Raw genomic sequence first — 20689 nt, forward strand, 5'->3', positions numbered from 1 at the left:
GTCGCCTACCTGCCGGCGCCGGCGTGCACGAGCCGGGACAGCTCCAGCGACAGCCCGGCGAGCTGCGCGGCGGTCTGCTGGGTCTGTGTCGAGCTGGCCTCGGTGGCCCGGGTCGCCTGCGCGACGTCGACCACGGCAACGTTCACCTGCTCCACGGCGGTGCTCTGCTGCTTGGTCGACAGCTCGATCTCGCGGGCCGCCTCGGTGGTCGTGGTCACCAGTCCGGCGATCTGATCGAACGTCGCCGCGACGTCGCCGAACTGGCGCATCCCGGCGTCGACGGCCTTCGAACCGGTCTCGGTGGCCATCACGGTCGTGTTGACCGCGCCGCGCACGTCGTCGATCAGGCCGCGGATCTCCTTGGCCGAGCCCGACACCCGGTCGGCGAGCTTGCGGATCTCGTCGGCCACCACGGCGAACCGGCGGCCCGACTCGCCGGCGCTGGTCGCCTCGATGGTGGCGTTGATCGCGAGGATGTTGGTCTGCTCGGCCAGCTCGCTGACGATGTCGAGCACCGCGCCGATCTGCTGCGACTTCGCGCCCAGCTCCAGCATGTGCCGCACGATCAGGTCGACCTGGCCGCGGATCGCGGCGATCGACTCGTTGGCCTGCTCGATGGTGTCCTCGCCGGTCCGGGCCACGCCGGCGGTGTCGTCGGCGATGCGGGCGACCCGCTGGGCGCTGTCGGCGATCTGGCGCGAGGTCGCGAGCAGCTCGTTGATCGTCGTGGTGATCTCGCTCATCGCGGTCGCCTCCTCCTTGGCGCCGGTGGCCTGCTGGCTCGCGACGGCCTCGAGCTGGGCGGACGACGTCCGCACCTGGCCCACCGCGGTACCGATCTGCCGGTTCAGCGTCCGGGCCAGGAGGACGGCGAGAACCACCGCGAGGACGGTCGCGCCCGCGCCCATCACCACGACCACGACGCTGGCGGTGGTGGCGGTGCCGGTCGACTCCTGCCGCGCGGTCCGCAGCTCCTGGTCGACCAGCGCGGTGAACGCGCCGATGTCGTTGTCGAGCTCGGCCCGTCGCGGTGCCGGGTTCTCGTCGAAGGCCCGCACGACCGTCTCCTGCGGCGCGCCGGACCGGCGCAGGCTGTTGACCCCGTCGACGGCCTCCTGGTGGGCGGCCTCCGCCGCGCGCATGTCGACCAGCAGCTCGCGCGCCTTCTGGCTGGTCGACCCGCGGTCGAGCCGGTCGAGGCCGGCGATCAGGGCGGTGCGGGCCTGCGCCATCTGGTCGAGGTAGAGCTGGTCGCCGGTGAGCAGGTAGGTCCGGCTGGCGGTGGACTTGCGCTCGACGTCCACCCGCAGCCGTTCGGTCTCGATGAGCCGCTGCGCGTGGACGCGGATCACCTCGTCCTTGCTGTCCACGACGCCGCGCAACGCGACGACGGCCACCGCGCCCACGGCGAGCGTGAGCACCGCGGCCACCCCGAGCCCGGTGGCGACCTTCTGGCTGAACGTGGTGCGGCGTGGCATCAGCTCTCCTCGACGGCGGTGCGGGCGGTCACCCGGTGTCGGACGGCGGCGAGGTCGACCACCGGCCGGGCACCGGCGCCGGTGTGCACGACCGCGCCGCCCGGACCGCGCCCGTCGATCGGCTCGGCGATCGCGTCGCGGGGCACCCGCAGGTGACCGTCGACCCGGTCGACGGCGACCGCGAACGTCGGCGACCCGGCGGCGAGCACCATCCAGCGGACGGTGCGCTCCGGCCCGCGGGTACGGCCCGAACCCAGGATCCGGGCCAGGTCGTAGACGGGGACGAGGTGACCGCGCAGCCCCGCGACCCCGATCAGGTCGGCCGGCGACCCCGGCAGCGGCGTGACGGCCCGGTCGGCGACGAGCCCGGCCATCGCCGTCAGCGGGACCGCGAGCGCGTCGGCGTCGGCGGTGACCGCGAGCAGGTCGACGAGGTCGTCGTCGCGGGGCGGCGGCGGCAGCGCGAACGCGCTGTCGAACGCGTGACGCAGGGCGGCGAGCCGGTCCCCGGGGCTGGTGTCGCCGCTCATGCCGCCGCTCCGCACGCCCGCAGTTCGGTGCGGCACAGGTCGGCCAGCGCGACCCTGGTGAACCCGCCGCCGAAGAGCAGCAGCCGGTCGGGGCTCTCGCCCACCAGCAGCGTCAGCGCCGCGGCGAACTCGACGCGGGCGGTGGCGGTGTCGCCGCGGCTGCGGGCCAGCAGCCCGAGCCGCAGCCGGGGCATCGCGAAGCCCGGATCGAGGTAGGCCGCGGTGCGGGCGTGCGACGCGGCGGTCGCCGGGTCGCCGGCGCCCTCCCGGGTCACGGCCAGCAGGTAGTGGGCGCCGGCGTGCAGCCCGTCGGTGTCGAGGAGGCGGCGGCACTCGGCCTCCGCCTCCTCGATGCGGCCGAGGTCGGTGAGCAGCACGGCGCGCAGCAGGTGCGCCTCGGTGCCCGGTTCGGTGGCGACCTGGGCGAGCGCCTCGTCGTAGTGCTCCTGCCGCAGCAGGTTCATGGCACGGGCGACCGCGTCACCGCCCGCGCGGGCGGGTGGCCGGGCCGGCCGCCGTGGCCGGCCCGTCACCGGTGGCCGGTTCGGGATGGCGGGCGGGGCGGGGACCGCCGTTCCGTCGGCGGTTCGCTGGAAGTAGAACGTCTCGTGGCTGTGCCGCAGGTCGAGGCCGGCCACCCGGCCGTAGGCGGTCTCGGCGTGGCCGAGGAACAGGAAGCCGCCGGGCGCGAGCGCCGCCACCAGCCGCGCGATCGCGGCCCCGACGTGGTCCGGGGAGTGGTAGATGACCACGTTCCGGCAGAAGATCACGTCGTAGCCGCCGGGCCTCCACCAGGCCGGGTCGTCGTCGGCGAGGTTGCCGGGGACGAAGCGCACCAGGTCACGGATCTCCGGGTCGACGACGACGTCGGTCCCCTCGGTGCGGAACCACCGACGGCGCACCGGCTCCGGTGTCGCCCGCATGGACCACTCCGGATAACGGCCGCGGCGGGCACGGTCGAGCACCGCCGGGTTGACGTCCACCCCGGTGACCCGCACCGCCCGGCCCGGCGCGGCCTCCCGCACGACGATCGCGAGCGTGTACGCCTCCTCGCCGCTGGCGCAGCCGGCCGACAGCAGGCGCAGCGGCCGGTCGGTCCGCGTCGACGCGGGCACCGCGACGTCGGCCAGCGCCCGGAACTGTTCGCTGTTGCGGAAGAAGTACGTCTCCGGCACGGTCAGCCGGGGCGCGAGCGCCGGCAGTTCCGTGCGGCACCGGTCGGCGGCGAGCCGGTCGAGGTACACCTCCGGCGCGCAGCCCGCCGCGGCGACCCGCTCGGCCAGCAGGGTCTCCAGGACCTCCGGCGGCACCACATCGAGGGTCAGGCCGGTCCACCGGGTGATGGTCCCGCGGAAGCGGTCGAGGGGCTCACCCATCGGGGCCGGCCTCCTCCAGCGCGTCCCACACCGAGTCGGGGACCACGCGGCCGGCCTCCAGGAGCAGCAGCGGTTCCCGTCCGATCGCACCGACGGCCGTGCAGGCCGGTGAGCCGGTCACCGAGGACAGGTCGTGCAGCAGGTCCATGGGGAGGTCGCGGATGCCGACGACGGTGTCGACGCACAGCGCCGCCGTCTGCGGACCGGTGCGCACCCCGACGAACCGCCCGTCGCCCGGGGCGCGCCGGCCGCCGAGCAGCAACCCGACATCGACCACCGGCACCGGCCGCCCGCGCAGCACGCACAGCCCCCTGATGTACGGCGGCACCCCGGCGAGGTGCTCGACCGGCAACGGCCGGAGCACCTCGGTGACGTGCTCCACCCCGATCGCCGCCAGGTGGCTGTCGGCGCGGAACACCAGTGCCTGCCCGCCCACGGTCACCCACCTCGGTTCGCCGCCCGTACGTGTGAGCAACTCTCATAGTGGTGGCTTTCACGCTGAACAAGGGTGATACCCGGCTATTCGGTAACGGCGGGGCCGGAGTGGCCGGTGTGACACCGTTTCCGGCGGTTCCGGGGGCCGGGAGCGCTTGTTGACAACGGATGAAAGGTGCATTAGACCGTTAGCTCATGTCACGTAGGTTCGGATCCGACCGGCCCCTTCGCTGTCCCACCGGGAGGGCCTGACAGCGGTGCAGAACCCCGACGACGTCGCCGCGTGCCTGCGGGTGCTGGCCCGGGCGGCGGAGAGCCCCGACGATCCCGCCCTCGCCGCGGTCACCGCCGCCGTCGACAAGGCCTACCGGGCCGGGAAGAAGCGGCGCAGGGCCGAACGCGCGGTCGCGCGCCGCCACCACGACCGCGCGCTGGTCGCCACCGCGCGCCGGTACCGCGAGGAGATCCCGTCGGTCCGGGCCGTCGAGGACGCGACGACCCCGGTGGACCGCGAGCGCACGCTCCGCGGCAGCCGGCGCTGCTACGTGTGCAAGGACCCGTACCGGAGGCTCGACGCCGACTACCACATGCTGTGCCCGTCGTGCGCCGCCGAGAACACCGCCCGCCGCTCGGCCCGCTGCGACCTCACCGGACGGCGGGCCGTCGTCACCGGTGGCCGCATCAAAATCGGCTTCCACACCGCGTTGAAGCTGCTGCGTGACGGCGCGTCGGTGCTCGTCACCACGCGCTTTCCCGCCGACGCGGCCCGCCGGTTCGCCGCGGTGCCCGACGCCGGCGACTGGCTCGACCGGCTGTGGGTGCACGGCGTCGACTTCCTCGACCTGGCGGGCGTGGTCGGCCTCGTCGACGCGGTGCGCGAGGAGTGGGGCGAGCTCGACATCCTCGTCAACAACGCGGCCCAGACGATCCGGCGGCCGGCCGGCTACCACCGCGAGGTGCGCGCCGCCGAACGGGAACCGGTGCGCGGGCTGGCCGCCGCGGTGCGGCGCACCGGGGAGCGCACGGCTCCCGTCGGCACCGACCTCGTCGCGTTCGAGTCGCTGTTCCCCGTCGGGATGCGCGACGAGACCGGCGAACCGCTCGACCTGCGCGACACGAACAGCTGGGTGCTGCGGGTCGGCGAGGTCAGCCCGGCCGAGTGGCTGGAGACCCACGTGGTCAACGCGTTCGTGCCGTTCCTGCTCACCGGTCACCTGCGGCCGCAGCTCGCCGCGTCACGGCACCCGGACCGGTACGTGGTGCAGGTGTCGGCGATGGAGGGCAGCTTCAGCCGCCCCACCAAGACGCCCCGCCACCCGCACACCAACATGGCCAAGGCGGGGCTGAACATGCTCACCCGCACCGTCGCGGCCGAGTACGCCGCCGAGGGCATCCACATGTCCAGTGTGGACACCGGCTGGGTCACCGACGAACGCCCGCACGCCAGCAAGACCGCCGAGCGCGCGGCCGGCTTCCGGCCACCACTCGACGTCGTCGACGGCGCCGCCCGCGTGTACGACCCGATCGTGCGCGGGGTCGGCGGCGCGCCGGTGCACGGCGTGTTCCTCAAGGACTACCGCGAGGTGCCGTGGTGACCGAGCCCACCCCGGTGCGCTGCCCCGCGCCGCCGGAGGCGCCCGACGGCGACGACCCGACGCTCGGCCCGTTGCTGGCCCGCCTCGCCGACCCGGCGCCGCCCACCACCACCGAGACGTTCCCGCGCGGCACCCTGCAGCCCGACGGCCGGCTCGACCTCTGCAAGCAGTCACTGTCCCCGGTGGACGCCCGTCGCGTCATCACCGCCGCGGTGACCTCGGGACACGCGCGGCACCTGCTGCTCGGCACGAACGGCCTCGGCGCGCCCGGCATCGCCGCGCTGGCCGACGCGCTCACGCCCGACCACCGGCTGCAGACGCTGTACCTCGGCTGCAACCACGTCGACGCCGGCGGCCTGGCGCCGCTCGCCGACCGGCTCGCCGGCGACCGCACCGTGCGCGCGGTCTGGCTCAAGCGCAACCCCATCGGCGACGAGGGCGCCGCGGTGCTCGCGGAGTCGTTGCGGCACAACGCTTCCGTGCGCACGCTCGACCTGACCAACACCGGCCTCACCGTCGCCGGCCTCACCGGGCTCGCCGCGGCGCTCGCCACCCGGCCCCGTCCCCTGCAGCGGCTGTACCTCGGCGGCAACAACCTCGGGCCGGAGTCGGTCGACGTCCTCGCCGGGCTGCTGCGCTCCGGCGTCGACGAGCTGTACCTGGCCGCCGGCCGGCTCGGCGACGACGGCGCCACCGGGCTCGCCGGCGCGCTCCACGACGTCGCCGCCGCGGGCCGGCGCGTCGTGCTGGGCCTCGGCGGCAACGGCATCCGGGTCGGCGGCGTACGGGCGCTGTCCGCCCGGCTCGGCGCGCTGGTGGCGCTCGACCTCGCCCGTCCCCCGTCGGCGTCCGTGCTCCGGGCCGAGCCCAACGAGGTCGGCGACGAGGGCGCGTTCGCCCTCGCCGACGCGTTGCCCGGCAGCGGCCTGCGCCGCCTCGACCTGCGCCACACCGGCGTGCGCGGCCGGGGTGCCCGCCGCCTCGTCGCGGCGGCCGGGGAGCTGGAGATCCTCGGCCTCGGCAGCGGCGTGCCCCGGCGGATGAAGCGCGCGGCGGCACAGGTGCTGCGCGAACCCGGTCCACCGGCCGACGACGTGCGGGCGATCGCCAGCGTGTACCGGTGACCCGGCCCGACCCCGACGGCTACCGGCCGCGCTGCTCCACCGTCTCCGCGACGTGGCGCGACACCGGCACCGCGTGGGCGCCGTGAACGCGACCCGACCGCCACCGCTCCTGCGCGACGCGGTTCCGGGATGGCTGGCCGCGCGCCGGCACGCGGTGCCCGCCGCGATGGTGGATCGGGCGACGCGGCGGCGGCTGTCCGGAGACTGGCGGGGCGCCTGCGCACAGACGCGGTTCGACGTCGAGGTCGACCCGGCCGGCGTCCGGAACCGGTACGGCGCCGAGGTCGCCGACCGGCTCGGGGACGACCTGCGCCACCTCGTGCCCGACCTCGTGCGCTGGCACCTTCCCCGCGAGGTCGACGGCGGGTACGGCCGCGTGCTGGCCGAGCGCCCGATCGGGCTGGCCTGGTACGGCACCGGGCCCGACGCGCCGGCGCTGTGGGTCCACACGCCCGCGCACCTCGAACGGCCGTCGCGCCCGCGCCTGCGGTTCGGGCCGTTGGACCGCGCGCTGCCCGTCGTGCGGACGGAGCGATGGGACCGCGTGCGCGACCTCTGGGACGCCCGCGCCACCGGCGCCCTGCTGACCCGGCTCACCGGCGGCGGCGACCGGACGCCGTTCCACCGCCGCGACGGGCGCCCCCTCGGCACCGACGAACTGCCCACGGCCGACCCCGGACCGGGCGACCCGGCCGCGCGCGTCGAGTGGATGACGCTGCTGCTCGACGCCGGGCGCACCGACGACGCGTGGGCCGCCGTCGGGATCGCGGCCGACCTGCTGCCCCGCGAGCGCGAGTACGACTTCATCACCCACCGGCTGTTCACGGTGCGCCACCCGATGCTGGTGCCGCTCGCCGCCGAGCTGCGCCACCAGCTCGACTCCGCCCCGCCGCCCGGCGGCACCGCCGTGTTCGCGCTCGGGAACCCCGACAACGTGTGGGAGTCGGTGGCCGTGCGGGTCACGCCCGACGGGTGGACGGCCACGGTCGAGGTGACCCGCACCGACGCGTCGGTGCGGAACGTGCCCCGGGCGAGCTGGCAGCGGCTCCCGGACCTCGACCTGCTGCGCACCGGCCGGCTGGGGCGCGACGGGCTGCACCCGCTGGTCGACGCGGCGCTGTTCCCCGACGCGGCGGACACCGTCTACGACCCGCGCGGGCGGATCGTCGCACCGGACGCGGTCCGGGTGCGCTGCGGCGGCGGCTGGCACCGGATCGGCTGGCGCGACGGGCGCGTCGACGCGCTCGACCACGCGCCGGAGGAAGCCGCCCGGGAGCGGACGATGCGCGCGCTCGGCGGCACGGTGCCGGCGTGCTTCGAGGTCGCCACCGCCTGGGTCGGCGTCGGTGGCACGGCCGGCTGGGCGTCGGAGCGCCCCGACGACGTCGGTCGGCTGCCGCGCCGGCTGCGCCGCCTGCGCCGCGACGCGTTCGCGGCGATCGACCACGGTGACACCGCGGCCTTCCTGGACCTGCTCGACGCCGGCACCGACCCGACCGGGCTGCGCAACCGCCGCCACCGCACGCCGCTGCACCTGCTCGCCCACCTCGACGGGCCGGGGGTCGACATCGCCGCGCTCGTGCGCCGGCTCGTCGACGCCGGGCTCGACCTCGACGCCGCCGACGCGTTCGGCCGCACGCCGCTGTGCACCGCCGTCTTCGACGGCGCGCCGGCGACCCTCGTGCGGGCGCTGCTCGACGCCGGCGCCGACCCGACGCGCACCGACGGGTACGGCTGCTCGGCGCTGCACCTGCTGCGGTCGGCGTCCCCGGCCGACGCCGCCACGATCCTGCCCTGGCTGCTCGACGCCGGCCTGGGCCTCGAGGACACCAACGACCACGACCGGACGCCGCTGGTCGTCCAGGTGTACAGCCAGGCGCCGCCGGCGACGCTGCGGGCGATGCTCGACGCGGGCGCCGAGCCGGTGACCGAGGACGTCTACACCGGGGACACGCTCGCCTACCTGCTGCGCCGGTACTACCGGTACGACGACGTCAGCTTCGTCCCGCTGCCCGAGGAGCAGACCGATGAGTGAACGCGCCCCCTTCCTGCGGCACGCGCTGCCGGGGTGGACGGTCGCCCGGCGGCACGCGGTACCGCCGGCGATGGTCGAGCGGGCCACGGCCCGGCGGACCGCCGGAGACTGGCGCGGCGCCTGCGCCGAGGCCCGGTTCGACGTCCACGTCGACCTCGCCGACATCCGCGACCGGCACGGCGCCGACCTCGCCGGGCGGGTCGAGGACGACCTGCTGCACCTGGTGCCGGACCTGGTCCGCTGGCACCTGCCCCGGGAGCACTCCGGCGGCCTCGGCCGGGTGCTGCCCAACCTGCCCGTCACGCTCGCCCGGTACGACGGCGGGCCGGCGCTGTGGGTCCGCACGCCCGTGCACCTCGAACGCCCGCTGCGGCCGCAGCTGCGGTTCGGCGCCCTCGACCCCGCCCTCGACGCCGTCCGCACCGAACGGTGGGACGGCGCCCGCTACCTCTGGGACGCCCGCGCGACCGACGGCCTGCGCCACCGCCTCGGCGACCAGCGGCGGGCCGGCATCGACGACCGCGTCGCGTTCCACCACCGCGACGGACGCCCGCTGACCGCCGACGCCCTGCCGACCAGCGCGCCCGGACCGGACGACCCCGTGGCGCTGCTCGAATGGGTCCTGCTGCTGCTCGACGCCGAACGGTTCGACGAGGCCTGGACGGCCGCGGGGGTCGCGAGCGACCTCACCGACGGCGAGACGAGCTGGTGGGTGCTGCGCCGGCGGCTGGTCCAGCTGAACGCGACGGTGCCCGCGCTGGCGGCGGCGGCCCGGCACCTGCTCGCCACCGACCCGCCCGCCACCTGGACCGGCACCGGCCGGGCCTCGTTCGCGCTGCGACCGACGACCTGGCACACCACGCTCGTCGTCACCGCGCGCGACGGGCACGCCGGTCCGGAGCTCACCGGGGCGCTCGTGAGCCGGGAGACCGCCGACTCCGCGACGGTGCTGCCGCGGGTCACCTGGCAGCGGTTCCCCGACCTCGACCTGCTGCGCACCGGGCGGCTGGCGCGCGACGGGCTGCACCCCCTGGTCCGCTCGGCGCTCTTCCCCGACGAGAAGGACACCGGACGGTTCGCGACGGGCGCGACCACGGCGGCGCCCGCGACCGTCCCGGTGCGCTGCCGCGGCACGTGGCACCGCGTCGGATGGCGCGACGGGCACGTCGACCCGCACGACCACGCGCCCGACGAGACGCGGCGGGAGCAGACGATGCGCTCGCTCGGCGGCGTGGTGCCGCGCTGCTTCACGGTCACCGAGACCTGGCGCGCGCCGACCGCGACGCGACTGCCGCGCCGCCTGCGCGAGCTGCGCCGCGACGGCCTGGCCATGATCGTCAACGGCGACACCGACGCGTTCGTGCGCCTCCTCGACGCCGGTGTCGACCCGGCCGGGATCCGCGACCGGCGCCGACGCACGCCCCTGCACCTGGCCGCCCACCTCGACAGCGCCGACCTGGTACGCCGGCTCGTCGCGGCGGGACTCGACGTGAACGGTGGAGACGCCGTCGGACGCACACCGCTGTGCTCCGTGCTGTTCGACGGCGGATCGGCACCCCTGGTGCGGGCGCTGCTCGACGCCGGCGCCGACCCGGCCCGCACCGACGACCTGGGCTGCTCGGCGCTGCACCTGCTGCGCTCCCCCGACGCGGCCACGATCCTGCCCTGGCTCCTCGACGCAGGCCTCGGCCTCGAACACGCCGACGAGTACGGCCGGACACCGCTGATGGCCCAGGTCATCGCGATGGCACCGCCCGGGACCGTGCGGGCCATGCTGAACGCGGGTGCGGACCCGCGGGCCAGCGACGAATACTCGGACCTGTCGATCGCCGAACTGATCGACCCGAACAGCTACGACGACCTGGACTTCCTCCGGGTCGCAGCGGGAGACGGCAATGACTGAGGTCGATCCGATGGAACTGGCCGACGCGCTGGTCGCGGCCACGCGGCAGGTGCGCACCGAGCCGGCCGCCAGCAGCCAGGCCGAGGCGCTGGCGCTGGCCGTCGCCGCCAACCTGCCCGTGCTGCTGTGGGGCGAGCCGGGCATCGGCAAGTCGGCCACGCTCGGCCAGCTCGCGGCCGGGCTGGGCCTGCCGCTGGAGACCGTCATCGCCAGCATCCACGAGCCCAGCGACTTCTCCGGGCTGCCGATCGTCGGCGACGACCCGGCACGGCAGGGCGTGCCGATGGCCCCGCCCGACTGGGCGGTCCGGGTGGCGCGGGCCGGGTCGGGGCTACTGTTCTTCGACGAGCTGTCGTCGGCGCCGCCGGCCGTGCAGGCGGCGCTGCTGCGGGTGGTACTGGAGCGCCGCGTCGGCAGCCTGCACCTGCCCGAGCGGGTGCGGATCGTCGCCGCCGCGAACCCGCCGTCGAGCGCCGCCGACGGCTGGCACCTCAGCCCGCCGCTCGCGAACCGGTTCGTCCACCTGCGCTGGATCCACGACCCGCGGATCGTCACCCGTGGCCTGGCCGGCACGTGGCCGGCGGTCGACGTCCCCACGATCAAGCCGAGCCGGGCACCGGCCGCGCTCGCCCGGGCCCGCGGCATCGTCGCCGGCTTCCTGACCGCGCGGCCCGGCCTCACCCACCACCTGCCCACCGACGCACAGGCCCGCGGCGGGGCGTGGCCGTCGCCGCGCACGTGGGAGATGGCGCTGCGGCTGCTCGCGTTCGCCGACGCGTGCGAGGCCGACCGGGAGGCGCTCGCGCTCGCGCTCGCCGGTGCCATCGGCGACGGTCCCGGCATCGAGCTGCTGACGTTCGCCGAGGAGCTCGACCTGCCGGACCCGGAGCGGGTGCTCGCGCGCCCGGACGCGTTCAACCTGCCCGAGCGCGGCGACCGGCAGCTCGCGTTCCTCACCGCGGTGACCGCCGCCGTGCAGGCCCGGGTCACCCGGGAGCGGTGGGAGGCGGGCTGGGTCGTGCTGGCGAAGGCCGTCGAGGCGGGCGTCCCCGACGTCGCGGCCCGGGCCGCCGCCGACCTGGCCGTGCTGCGCGACGCGGACTGGCCGGTGCCGGCACACGTCGACGCGTTCGTCGACGTGCTGTCGCTGGCCGGAGCGCTGCGGCCGTGAACTCCGGCGCTGCGTCTTCCGGCGCTGCGTCTTCCGGCGCGGCCTCTTCCGGCGCGGCCTCTTCCGGCGCGGTCCGGCCGCCGCTCGACCGCACGAAGCTGCTCGCCGCGCGGTTCCGGGCGGCGCAGGACCGGCCCTACCTGGCGTCGGCGCTGTTCGCGCTGTCGGTCGTCGAGTCGGCCGAGGTGCCGACGATGGCCGTCGACAGGGCGTGGCGCTGCTACGTCAACGCCGGCTTCGTCGACCGGATCCCCGTGCCGCAGCTCGCCGGCGTGTGGATCCACGAGGTCGCCCACCTGTTGCGCGACCACCACGGCCGGGCCGAGCGGCTGCCGACGGTCGACCAGCGCGACCGGGCGCGGGTCAACATCGCCCAGGACTGCGAGATCAACGACGACCTCGTCAGGGACCGGCTGAGCCTGCCGCCCGGCCACGTCACCCCGGCGACGTTCGACCAGCCGGACGGCAAGCTGTTCGAGTGGTACCTGCCGCACATCCCGCCCTCGCCGGAGTGTCCGCGGTGCGGGTCCGGCGCGTACGGGGGCGCGGAGCCGTGGGACCTCGCCCCCACGGCCGGCAGCCGGGTCTCGCCGGCAGAGGCACAGGCGATCCGCCGGTACACCGCCGAGGCCGTGCGGGCGTACGAGCGCAGCCGGGGCACCATCCCGGCCGGCTGGAAGCGGTGGGCCGACGACATCCTGGAGCCCACCGTCGACTGGCGGCAGGTGCTCGCCGGCAGCGTGCGGCAGGCGATCGCGTGGGCCAGCGGCGCCGTCGACTACACCTACCGGCGTCCGTCGCGGCGCTCGGCGGCGCAGACCCGGGTGGTGCTGCCGAGCATGCAGCGGCCGTCGCCGACGGTGGCGATCGTCGTCGACACGTCGGGCTCGATGTCCGACGACGACCTGGCCGCCGCGATGGCCGAGGTCGCCGGCGTGCTGCGCGAGGTGGGGGTGCGCGGCAACCGGGTCACGGTGCTGTCGTGCGACGCGGCGGTCGGCGCGGTCCGCCGGATCGCCCGGGCCGAGGACCTGGAACTGGTCGGCGGTGGTGGCACCGACATGCGGGTGGGGATCGCGGCGGCGCTGGCCCAGCCGGTGCGGCCGCACGTGGTGATCGTGCTGACCGACGGCCACACCCCGTGGCCCGACGAGCCGCCCGCGGCCCGGGTCGTCGCCGGGCTCATCGGCGCGACCCCGCCGGAACCGCCTGGCTGGATCGAGTCCGTCCGCATCACCTGACGGTCCCGCTGGACATGAACGACGCTCTATCCAGTGCGGTACTTCGGGCTGAACCCGCACTGGATAGAGCGTCGTTCATCTCGAGACCAGGCGCATCGCGGCGAGCAGGTCCTCCGCCGCCGGCGCGCTGTCCGGGTCGGCCAGGTACGTCGCCGCCGAGCCGATGAGCAGGGCCTGGTAGAGCGCGCCCAGCCGGTCGGCGTCGGCCGGGTCGAGGTCGGGGTGCAGCGCGCGGAACAGGTCCACCAGGCCGGCGCGGGCCTGCCGGTTGGTGCCGGCGAACGTCGCGCGCAGGTCGGGGTCGCGGCCGAGCCGCGACACCAGTTCCAGTTGGACCGCCCACAGCGGGCCACTGTCGGCGAACGACTCCAGCACCAGCGTCCACGCCGAGGCGAGGTCGGTGGCGCCGCTCAGGGTCTCGGCGAGCCCCGCACCCCAGTCCTCGATCGCCTGTTGCAGCGCGGCCGTGAGCAGCGCCTCCTTCGTGCCGAAGTGGTAGCCGATCGCGGCCAGGCTGACGCCCGACGCGGTCGCGATGTCGCGCGCGGTCGTGCGGGCGAAGCCCTTGTCGAACAGGCACCGCTTCGCGCCGGCGAGCAGATCTTCCCGGTTCCCCACGCCGACCACCGTACACGACGTCTCAGACAAACGTCTTGCACAAACGTCTAATACGCTTGTACCGTTCCGGACATGACACGCGTTCTCATTCAGGGCGCCGGCATCGCCGGCACCGCCCTCGCCCACTGGCTGCACCGCTCCGGCTTCCACCCGACCGTGGTCGAGCGCGCCGACACCCTCCGCGCCGGCGGGTACAAGGTCGACATCCGGGGCGCCGCCCTCACGGTCGTCGAGCGCATGGGCGTCCTCGGAACGCTCAGGGAGCTACGGACCGACGTGCGCGGCGGCTCGGTGGTCGACGCGCGCGGCCGCCGCGTGGCGAGCATGGACGCCGACACGTTCGGCGGGCGCACCCACGGCGACGCCGAGGTGCTGCGCGGCGACCTCACGCGCGTCCTCCACGAGCTGACCGCCGACCGCGTCGAGCACCGCTTCGGCGGGCGTGAGACGGTGACCGCCCTCCACGACACCGGCCACGGCGTCGAGGTGACCTTCGCGAGCGGCACCACGGAGACGTTCGACCTCGTGATCGGCGCCGACGGTCTGCGCTCGCCGCTGCGCGGCCTTGTCTTCGACGGTGACCCCGTGCGCCACCTCGGCCACCACGTCGCGATCTTCAGCGTGCCGAACCACCTGGGCCTCGACCGCGAGGAGCTGACCTACGTCGGCCCCGGCCGCACCGCGCTGGTGTACAGCACCGCCGGGCAGGCCGACGCGAAGGCGATGTTCCTGTGGGCGTCGGATCCACGCGACCGCGACCCGCGCGACCGCGCCGCCCGGCAGGACGTGCTCGCCGCGGCGTACGCCGGCGAGGGCTGGGAGGTGCCGACCCTGCTCAAGGCCATGGACGACGCGCCCGACTTCTACTTCGACGCGCTCGCGCAGGTGCACCTCGACGGCTGGTCGCGCGGGCGGGTGGGGCTGGTCGGCGACGCGGCGTACGGGGCGTCACCGGCGTCGGGCCAGGGCACGAGCCTCGCGCTGGTCGGCGCGTACATCCTGGCGGGCGAGCTGGCCCGGCACGGCGCCGGCGGCTTCGCCGCCTACGAAGAGCGCATGCGGGGCTTCGTGACCCGCAACCAGGCGCTCGGACCGGCGAACGTCAAGCGGATGGTCCTGCGCACGAAGGGCCAGGTGCGCATGTCGATGGCGATGCTGTCGATCCTCGGTCGGCTGCCCGGGCGCGACCGGATGCTGTCGGCGATGCTCGCGCCGATCCACAGGGCCGCGACGGCCATCGACCTCCCCGACTATCCGGCTTGACCCCTCGCGCTATCGTGGTGATATCACTCCGATAGCGGGGTGACCCACGAGGGAGCTGTCATGGAGAGAACCGCCTTCCGGATCTCCGGGTTCGTCGTCGTCCTCGTCCTTCTCGTGCTCGCGCTCGCCACGGTGCCGCTCGTCGCCGTGGGCGAGACGGCGTTCGCGGTGGCCGCCGTCGTGGTGTCGCTGGTCCTGGTGGTGGCCGCCACCGGGTTCACCGTCGTCGGGCCGAACGAGGCCCGGGTGCTGCAGTTCTTCGGGCGCTACATCGGCACGGTGTCGACGGCCGGGTTCCACTGGACGGTCCCGTTCACCACGAAGCGGCGCCTCTCGCAGCGGGTCAGCAACTTCGAGACGGCCCGGCTCAAGGTCGCCGACGCCGACGGCAACCCCGTCGAGATCGCGGCGGTCGTCGTGTGGCGGGTCGCCGAGACGTACAGGGCGGCGTTCGGCGTCGACGACTACGCCGAGTACGTGGCGGTGCAGTCCGAGGCCTCTCGAGCTGGCCGGGGTCGAGGTGCTCGAGTCGCGGATCACGCACCTCGCGTACGCTCCGGAGATCGCCCACGCGATGCTCGCCCGCCAGCAGGCCAGCGCCGTGGTCGCGGCCCGGTACAAGATCGTGGAGGGCGCGGTCGGCATGGTGTCCAACGCGCTCGACCGGCTGCGCGAGGAGAGCGTCATCGAGCTCGACGAGGAGCGCAAGGCGCAGATGGTGGCCAACCTCCTGGTGGTGCTCTGCGGCGACCGGGCCGCCCAGCCGGTGGTCAACACGGGAACGCTGTACGGCTGACGCACCATGGCTGAGCGCAAGAAGCTCCTGCTCCGGCTCGACCCGGCGGTCTACGACGCGGTCGCCCGGTGGGCCTCCGACGACCTGCGCAGCGTGAACGCCCAGATCGAGTTCGCGCTGCGGCAGGCCCTCAAGAGCGCGGGCCGGGCACCGAAGCGGGACGAGTAGGGTTCGCGGCCGACCCCTCGGTCACCAGCAGCAGGACGGTGCTCCCGGCCTCCGGACGGATCATGTCGAGCGCGGCCAGGGCCGCCGCACCGCACGGCCCCGCGTCGACGCCGTGGCCGGCCAGCTCCCGCGCCGCGTCGTCGGCCGCGCGGTCGCCGACCGTGACGCACGCGGCGTCGGGCTCCACCTCGATCCCGCCCAGCACGCCGAGCGTGCCGTCGAACGCGCCGCCGGTGGCGACGGTGTCGATGTGGCTGCCCATCAGCACGCACGGCAGCGACGTGTCCTCGCCGTACACGTTGCCGATGCGGTCGACCGCACGATCGACCCATGGCGATCTTGGACGCTTGTGCATCGGATTCGATGTACCAGCGTCCAAGATCCACGGGCGGGCCCGGTCACCTCGCCAGGGCCGGCAGGCCTGCCTGGTCGGGGAGTGCCGCCGGGAGGGTCAGCCGCACCACGGTCCCGCCGCCGGGGTTGTCGTGTGCCGAGATCGTCCCGCCGTGCCGTTCCACGATGCGGGCGCAGATCGCCAGCCCCAGCCCCGTTCCCGCGTAGCCGTCCGCGTGGGCGCGGTGGAAGCTGCCGAAGATCGCGTGGTGCTCACCCGCCGGGATGCCGATGCCCCGGTCGGCGACCTCCACGGTCACCGTCGACCCGTCCGACAGGGCGGTGACGTCGATGCGGGCTGGCCGCCCGGGCGGCGTGTACTTGACCGCGTTGCCGACGAGGTTGTCCAGCACCTGGCGCAGCAGCGCCGGGTCGGCGCGCACCGGGGGCAGCGGGGCTACGTACACCTGCGGCACCAGCAGGTCGGGGTCGACCGAGGCGGCGGTCGTCCGGGCGTCCACGACGTCGGCGACCAGGCCCTGCAGGTCGACCCGCTCGACGGCCAGCGGCTTGTCGCCCGCGGCGGTGTACTCCAGGAGGTCGCTGATCAGCTCGGCCATGCGTGCGGTGGAGTCGAGCACCCGGTCGAGGTCGGCGATGTGGTCGGCGTTCGACAGGTCCGCGGCCAGCGCGTTGCGCACGAGTTCGGTGAAGCCCCGCACCGTGGTCAGCGGCGAACGCAGGTCGTGGGCCACCACGCCGGCGAACGCGGCCAGCTCGGCCTCGCGTTCGCGCAGCTCGGTGACGTTGTACGACGAGCCGACCGCGCCGGTGACCCGGCCGGACGCGTCCAGCAGCGGACGGGCGTGCATGAGGATGTGCCGCCGGTCGCCGTCCGGCAGCGTGAGCACCGCCTCCTCGCGGTCGACCTCCTCGCCGCGCAGCGCCCGGGCCAGCGGCGTCTGGTCGTACGGCAGCTCGGACCCGTCGGGGCGGCACATGGCCAGCGCGGGAACGGCGTCGGCGACGGTCCGCGCCTCGGGTGAGAGGGCGGTGCGGGCGACGCGGTTGGCGTGCACGATCGTCCCGTCGGCCGCGCACGTGATCACCGTGACGTCGAGCGTGTCGAGGATCTGGGTCAGGTAGTCCTTCTGCGCCTCGAGGTCGGCCTCGGCGGCCTGCCGCTGCGCGAGCTCGTGCCGCACCTCCGCCGCGGCGGCGGCCGCCTCGGCGCCGGCCCGGGCGCGGTCGGTGATGTCGCGGAAGACGGCCACCGCGCCGGTGCCGGTGGTGTGGAGGTCGAGCGGACGCGCCGACACCGACACCATCGTGCCCGCCGGCCGGGCCTGGTTGCGGATGACCATGCGCACCTGGTCGACGGACTCGCCGCGCAGCGCCCGGACCAGCGGGAGCTCGTCGGTCGGGAACGGTTCGGACCCGTCCTCGCGGTAGATGCCGTACTGCGCCTGCCAGTTCTCCGCGCCGTCGATGTCGGGCACTCCCAGCAGCTCCCGGGCGGCCGGGTTGTGCAGGAGGAACCCTCCGTCCGGTCCCACCACTCCGACACCCTCGCCGATGGTGTTGACCACCGCGGTGAGCAGGTCGGCCTGTTCGCGGGCGAGGGCCTCGGTGCGGCGCAGCTCCTCGGTGCCGGCGTCCAGGAGGGCCCGCGCCCGGGCACCACGGGTGGCCAGCACCCACACCAGCATCGTGAGCAGCGCGGTCAGCACCATCACCCCGCCGCCGACCGCCGCGGGCACGAGCGGGCCGGCGCCGGGCAGCCGGTCGGTGTCGGCCTGCACGTCGAGCCGCCAGACCCGGTTGCCGACCCGCACCTCGGTCCGCCGGGTGACGTCGGGTTCGCCGGAGGACCGCAGCGTCGCCACGGTCTGCCGGGTGCCGTCGGCGGCCGGTGCCGACAGCACGACGTCCACCAGCCCCTGTCCGGCTCCGGCGAGCGCCGTGGTGACGAAGTCCTGCCCGCGCAGGCCCATCAGCACCCAGCCGAGGAACGGGCGGCGCCCGTCGGCGGCGACCGGTCCGTGCACCGGTGCGGTCAGCACGAACGACAGCTGGCGCTGCTCGGGTGGCAGCTGCCGGTCCCGGAGCAGGTGGTACGCGTCGGACACGGTGGCCGTGCCGGCCCGGCGCGCCTCGTTGAGCGCGGCGGCCGCGGCCGGTGACCCGGTGCCGTCTAGGCCGAGCCCCGACTGCGTCGACCCGTCGAGCGGCACGCTGAGCACCACGAACGCGTGCTCGTGACCGGTGCCGACGGGTGCGAGCGTGAGGTCGGCCGCGCCGCGCGAGCGCCACAGCGCCTGCACGGCGGGGATCTCCTCGTCGGCCGCGGGCACGAGGAAGCCGATCGAGGTGGCGCCGGCGAGCCGCTGGTAGTTCAGCGGCTCGACCATCCGGGAGAACCGGGTGGTGGTGAGGGTGTCGGTGGCGCCGACGGAGGCGGCGAGCGTGGTGATGGTGTCCAGGTAGCGGCCGGTCGCCGCGGTCACGGCGTCGGCCACGAGCGTGGTGCGGCGGTCGACCTCGATCGCGGCGGCGCGTTCGCGGGTCGCTTCGAGGAAGGCCCACAGGGTCACCGAGGCGAGCGCGCCGATCACGGCCACGACCGCCGTGATCACGCCCGTGCGACTGCGCCACAGTCCGTTCCGCGGGCGCACCTTCACCAGCAGATCATGAACCGGTCGCACGTTCTCCGTGCCGGAAAGGGCGAAAGCTACCCGATCGGCTGAGGTTCCCGGAGCCGCGGCAGCACCAGGTCCCCCACCCGTCGCGCCTCCTCCACGTGCGGCCAGCCCGACAGGACGAACTCGTCGACGCCGGCCGCCCGGTACTCCGCGATCCGCGCCGCGACCTCGTCGGGCGCTCCGACCAGCGCCGTGCCCGCGCCTTCGCGCACCAGGCCGATGCCGGCCCACAGGTTCGGGGCGATCTCCAGCTCGTCGGCGCCGGTGAGCGCGGTCATGCGCGCCTGTCCCACCGAGTCCATCCGCGCGAACCGTTCCCGCGCCGCCGCGATCCGCGCCGGTTCCATGCCGGCGAGCAGCCGGGCCGCCTGCGCCCACGCCTCGTCGGCGGTGTCCCGCACGATCACGTGCACCCGCAGCCCGAACCGCAGTGTCCGGCCGTGGTCGGCCGCCCGCGCGCGCATCCGGTCGACCCGCGCGGCGATCGCCGCCGGCGGCTCACCCCACATCAGGTACACGTCGGCGCTTCTCGCGGCCACGGCCTCCGCCGCCGGCGACGCGCCGCCGAAGTAGATGGGCGGCGCAGGGTCGAGAGCGTGGTTCAGGCCGCCGGCCACCACCCGGTAGTGCTCACCATCGAAATCGAAGGTGACGCCCGTTCCGGCTCGTCTGAGGACGTCGACATACTCCGCCGTCCGGGCGTAGCGCTCGTCGTGGTCGAGGAAGTCGCCGTAGGCGCGCTGTTCGGTGGGGTCGCCACCGGTGACCACGTTGAGCGCGAGCCGGCCGCCGGTGACGGCCTGGAACGTCTGTGCCTGCTGGGCCACGAGGGTGGGCAGCGTGAACCCGGCCCGTACCGCCACGAGGAACCGCAGCCGCCGGGCGTACTGGGCCACCGCGGCACACAGCAGCCACGGGTCCGGACAGCCGGAGCCGACGGGCGTGAGCGCGCCCGCGAACCCGGCCTTCTCCGCGGCGAGCGCGACCCGCGCGAGGTACCCGACCGTCGCGGCCCGCTCGTGGGCGGCGGCGCCGGCCGCCACGGTGGCCGAGCCGACCCCGTGCCCGTCGCCGGACGTGGGCAGAAACCAGTGGAACGTCATGTCCGTCACCCTCCGGTGGTGCGCCCTCGCCTAAACCCTATCTCCCCGATAGGATATGACGACACCACTACCGTGATGGGGGAGCCGTGCCGACGCTTTCTGTGCTCCAGGACGCTCCGCGGTTCACCCGCGTGGCGCCGCGCACCGTCGACCTGACCGTGCGCCTCGTGGTCGCCGGCGACCCCACGGCCTTCGTCGAGGCCCTCCGCGAGTTCGTCGAGCGCGTGAGCCCGTCGTCCCCGCCACCCCGGCCGGAGGCCCCGGTCTCCGACGGGGTGCGCATCCGCGCCCGGGAACGCACGGTGCTGCGCGCCGGTGCGCCCGTCGACCTGACCCGCCGCGAGTTCGACCTGCTCCTGCACCTGGCGAAGCACCCGCGGCAGGTGTTCACGCGGTCCCAGCTCCTGCGCGCCGTATGGGGCGACGCCCTGTCCGGCGACCGCACGGTCGACGTCCACGTCGCGCGGCTGCGCCGCAAGCTGGCGGTGCCGCTGCTGGAGACCGTCCGCGGCGTCGGCTACCGCCTCTCGTCGACCGTCGACCTGCTGCTCCTGCCGTAGCTCCCGTCGACCTTGTGCCGCCGACGGATCGTGCACGGTGGCGAGGAGTGCGGCGCCTCCGAGTGGGTGTCGGGCCAGGCGGGCCGGTACCACATCCGCAACCTCGACAACGGCCTGTGCCTGAACGTCAAGGGCGCGTCGAAGGAGAGCAGCGCGGAGATCATCCAGTCCCGAGTCGTTGTTCGCATGCGGTCGTGGTGTGTCACCGTGCGTTCGGACGCCCTGTCTTTCGCGGGGTTCGGGTGTCTGTTGATCGTT

19 protein-coding genes and 1 pseudogene are annotated in these 20689 nt (G+C 75.1%); 12 read left to right on the plus strand and 8 right to left on the minus strand.

What is annotated here, in order from left to right; genetic code table 11:
- Positions 1 to 5: 5 nt before the first annotated feature.
- The 4 genes from Voc01_RS10190 to Voc01_RS10205 are packed head-to-tail and all read right to left on the minus strand — an operon-like array spanning position 6 to position 3820.
- Complete coding sequence (locus tag Voc01_RS10190; RefSeq protein ID WP_203927065.1) at positions 6 to 1478, minus strand: methyl-accepting chemotaxis protein; 1473 nt, start codon at positions 1476 to 1478, stop codon at positions 6 to 8.
- Positions 1478 to 2008: a chemotaxis protein CheW gene (locus Voc01_RS10195; protein ID WP_203927066.1), complete on the minus strand. Its 531-nt coding sequence runs from the start codon at positions 2006 to 2008 to the stop codon at positions 1478 to 1480. Before Voc01_RS10195 ends, Voc01_RS10190 begins: the two co-directional genes overlap by 1 nt.
- Entirely contained in the window at positions 2005 to 3384 is a 1380-nt protein-coding gene (locus Voc01_RS10200; RefSeq protein WP_203927067.1) for a CheR family methyltransferase, read from the minus strand. The genes Voc01_RS10195 and Voc01_RS10200 overlap by 4 nt, the downstream gene beginning before the upstream one ends.
- Entirely contained in the window at positions 3377 to 3820 is a 444-nt protein-coding gene (locus tag Voc01_RS10205; RefSeq protein WP_203927068.1) for a chemotaxis protein CheW, read from the minus strand. The genes Voc01_RS10200 and Voc01_RS10205 overlap by 8 nt, the downstream gene beginning before the upstream one ends.
- 256 nt (positions 3821 to 4076) lie before the next feature.
- On the opposite strand from Voc01_RS10205, the gene Voc01_RS10210 reads away from it, so the two are divergent.
- From Voc01_RS10210 to Voc01_RS10235, 6 genes are all read left to right on the plus strand, one after another.
- Entirely contained in the window at positions 4077 to 5414 is a 1338-nt protein-coding gene (locus tag Voc01_RS10210) for an SDR family NAD(P)-dependent oxidoreductase (protein WP_239160086.1), read from the plus strand.
- Positions 5411 to 6538 carry a leucine-rich repeat domain-containing protein gene (locus Voc01_RS10215; protein ID WP_203927069.1) on the plus strand — a complete coding sequence of 376 codons (1128 nt, stop codon included), beginning with the start codon at positions 5411 to 5413 and terminating at the stop codon, positions 6536 to 6538. Before Voc01_RS10210 ends, Voc01_RS10215 begins: the two co-directional genes overlap by 4 nt.
- A gap of 82 nt (positions 6539 to 6620) precedes the next feature.
- Entirely contained in the window at positions 6621 to 8573 is a 1953-nt protein-coding gene (locus tag Voc01_RS10220; RefSeq protein ID WP_203927070.1) for an ankyrin repeat domain-containing protein, read from the plus strand.
- Complete coding sequence (locus Voc01_RS10225; RefSeq protein ID WP_203927071.1) at positions 8566 to 10476, plus strand: ankyrin repeat domain-containing protein; 1911 nt, start codon at positions 8566 to 8568, stop codon at positions 10474 to 10476. The genes Voc01_RS10220 and Voc01_RS10225 overlap by 8 nt, the downstream gene beginning before the upstream one ends.
- The gene (locus tag Voc01_RS10230; RefSeq protein WP_203927072.1) at positions 10469 to 11647 is read left to right on the plus strand and encodes an AAA family ATPase; all 1179 of its coding nucleotides are present in this window, start codon (positions 10469 to 10471) and stop codon (positions 11645 to 11647) included. Before Voc01_RS10225 ends, Voc01_RS10230 begins: the two co-directional genes overlap by 8 nt.
- Positions 11644 to 12888: a vWA domain-containing protein gene (locus tag Voc01_RS10235; RefSeq protein ID WP_203927073.1), complete on the plus strand. Its 1245-nt coding sequence runs from the start codon at positions 11644 to 11646 to the stop codon at positions 12886 to 12888. Before Voc01_RS10230 ends, Voc01_RS10235 begins: the two co-directional genes overlap by 4 nt.
- Positions 12889 to 12963: 75 nt before the next feature.
- On the opposite strand, the gene Voc01_RS10240 is transcribed toward Voc01_RS10235, so the two are convergent.
- On the minus strand, positions 12964 to 13506 hold the full coding sequence (locus Voc01_RS10240; RefSeq protein ID WP_203927074.1) for a TetR/AcrR family transcriptional regulator: 543 nt from the start codon (positions 13504 to 13506) through the stop codon (positions 12964 to 12966).
- 72 nt (positions 13507 to 13578) lie between these two features.
- Between Voc01_RS10240 and Voc01_RS10245 the strand changes: the two genes are divergently transcribed.
- From Voc01_RS10245 to Voc01_RS10255, 4 genes and pseudogenes are all read left to right on the plus strand, one after another.
- On the plus strand, positions 13579 to 14769 hold the full coding sequence (locus Voc01_RS10245; protein WP_203927075.1) for an FAD-dependent monooxygenase: 1191 nt from the start codon (positions 13579 to 13581) through the stop codon (positions 14767 to 14769).
- Positions 14770 to 14829: 60 nt separating this feature from the next.
- Positions 14830 to 15189 (plus strand): annotated as a pseudogene (locus Voc01_RS52975) (SPFH domain-containing protein); the annotation flags it as partial.
- 100 nt (positions 15190 to 15289) lie between these two features.
- The gene (locus Voc01_RS52980; protein ID WP_239160091.1) at positions 15290 to 15565 is read left to right on the plus strand and encodes an SPFH domain-containing protein; all 276 of its coding nucleotides are present in this window, start codon (positions 15290 to 15292) and stop codon (positions 15563 to 15565) included.
- A gap of 6 nt (positions 15566 to 15571) precedes the next feature.
- On the plus strand, positions 15572 to 15733 hold the full coding sequence (locus Voc01_RS10255) for a type II toxin-antitoxin system antitoxin (protein ID WP_203927076.1): 162 nt from the start codon (positions 15572 to 15574) through the stop codon (positions 15731 to 15733).
- Here the strand turns inward: Voc01_RS10255 and Voc01_RS10260 are convergent.
- Genes Voc01_RS10260 through Voc01_RS10270 form a run of 3 tightly spaced genes read right to left on the minus strand, consistent with a single transcriptional unit; the run spans position 15696 to position 19871 of the window.
- Positions 15696 to 16088, minus strand: a complete 393-nt coding sequence (locus Voc01_RS10260) for a hypothetical protein (protein WP_203927077.1) — start codon at positions 16086 to 16088, stop codon at positions 15696 to 15698. The two genes, Voc01_RS10255 and Voc01_RS10260, sit on opposite strands and share 38 nt — an antisense overlap.
- A gap of 43 nt (positions 16089 to 16131) precedes the next feature.
- Entirely contained in the window at positions 16132 to 18747 is a 2616-nt protein-coding gene (locus tag Voc01_RS10265; RefSeq protein WP_203927078.1) for an ATP-binding protein, read from the minus strand.
- Positions 18748 to 18797: 50 nt separating this feature from the next.
- Positions 18798 to 19871 carry an LLM class flavin-dependent oxidoreductase gene (locus tag Voc01_RS10270; RefSeq protein WP_203927079.1) on the minus strand — a complete coding sequence of 358 codons (1074 nt, stop codon included), beginning with the start codon at positions 19869 to 19871 and terminating at the stop codon, positions 18798 to 18800.
- A gap of 86 nt (positions 19872 to 19957) precedes the next feature.
- Here Voc01_RS10270 and Voc01_RS10275 point away from each other — a divergent pair, with 86 nt between their 5' ends.
- On the plus strand, positions 19958 to 20431 hold the full coding sequence (locus Voc01_RS10275) for a winged helix-turn-helix domain-containing protein (protein ID WP_203927080.1): 474 nt from the start codon (positions 19958 to 19960) through the stop codon (positions 20429 to 20431).
- 30 nt (positions 20432 to 20461) lie between these two features.
- On the plus strand, positions 20462 to 20689 hold a 228-nt coding region (locus Voc01_RS10280; RefSeq protein ID WP_203927081.1), incomplete at its 3' end, for an RICIN domain-containing protein.

This window comes from Virgisporangium ochraceum (genome assembly GCF_016863655.1).
GTDB lineage: Bacteria > Actinomycetota > Actinomycetes > Mycobacteriales > Micromonosporaceae > Virgisporangium > Virgisporangium ochraceum.

Excerpts from the sequence above, each read along its gene's own strand:
- Voc01_RS10255 (WP_203927076.1), top strand. The coding sequence starts at position 15,572 with ATGGCTGAGCGCAAGAAGCTCCTGCTCCGGCTCGACCCGGCGGTCTAC.
- Voc01_RS10200 (WP_203927067.1), bottom strand. The coding sequence starts at position 3,384 with ATGGGTGAGCCCCTCGACCGCTTCCGCGGGACCATCACCCGGTGGACC.
- Voc01_RS10260 (WP_203927077.1), bottom strand. The coding sequence starts at position 16,088 with ATGCACAAGCGTCCAAGATCGCCATGGGTCGATCGTGCGGTCGACCGC.
- Voc01_RS10195 (WP_203927066.1), bottom strand. The coding sequence starts at position 2,008 with ATGAGCGGCGACACCAGCCCCGGGGACCGGCTCGCCGCCCTGCGTCAC.
- Voc01_RS10245 (WP_203927075.1), top strand. The coding sequence starts at position 13,579 with ATGACACGCGTTCTCATTCAGGGCGCCGGCATCGCCGGCACCGCCCTC.
- Voc01_RS10190 (WP_203927065.1), bottom strand. The coding sequence starts at position 1,478 with ATGCCACGCCGCACCACGTTCAGCCAGAAGGTCGCCACCGGGCTCGGG.
- Voc01_RS10270 (WP_203927079.1), bottom strand. The coding sequence starts at position 19,871 with ATGACGTTCCACTGGTTTCTGCCCACGTCCGGCGACGGGCACGGGGTC.
- Voc01_RS10225 (WP_203927071.1), top strand. The coding sequence starts at position 8,566 with ATGAGTGAACGCGCCCCCTTCCTGCGGCACGCGCTGCCGGGGTGGACG.
- Voc01_RS10230 (WP_203927072.1), top strand. The coding sequence starts at position 10,469 with ATGACTGAGGTCGATCCGATGGAACTGGCCGACGCGCTGGTCGCGGCC.